The sequence below is a fragment of the Pseudomonas sp. JV245A genome, from assembly GCF_032424515.1.
Taxonomy (GTDB): Bacteria; Pseudomonadota; Gammaproteobacteria; order Pseudomonadales; family Pseudomonadaceae; genus Aquipseudomonas; species Aquipseudomonas protegens.
On record NZ_VYKE01000561.1, the window covers coordinates 1 to 414 of the forward strand.

Annotated in this window: 1 protein-coding gene; it reads right to left on the reverse strand. The window is 70.5% G+C overall.

From position 1 onward, the window contains the following. Nucleotides 1–414: response regulator (locus F6S12_RS33025; protein ID WP_315870024.1), on the reverse strand; the 414-nt coding region annotated here is incomplete at both ends.

Consider the following 414-nt stretch of genomic DNA (forward strand, 5'->3'; position numbering starts at 1 on the left):
GTCCCTCAACTGCGCCTGGCTGAAGGGCTTGAAGATCCGTGGCAGCTCCGGCACCGGGCCGTCCTGGCGCTGGGCATAACCGCTGGCCAGGATGATCGGCAACTGCGGGTGCAGGCGCCGCACCGCTTCGGCCAACTGGCGGCCATCCATGTGTGGCATGGCCATGTCGCTGATCATCAGCTGGATGTCCCGGTGCTGCTCAAGACACTGCAGCGCCTGGGCCCCGCTGGCGGCGCGGATGACTCGATGGCCCAGGTCCTCCAGCAGCAGCGTGGTGCTGTCCAGGACCAGGCTGTCGTCATCCACCAGCAGCACGCACAGCGGCGGGTGGTCCGGGCCCGGGGCCGGCATGGCCTCACTGCCCGGCGACCCCTTGGCCGCGCTCGCCAGGGGCAGCCACAGCTCGGCGCGGGT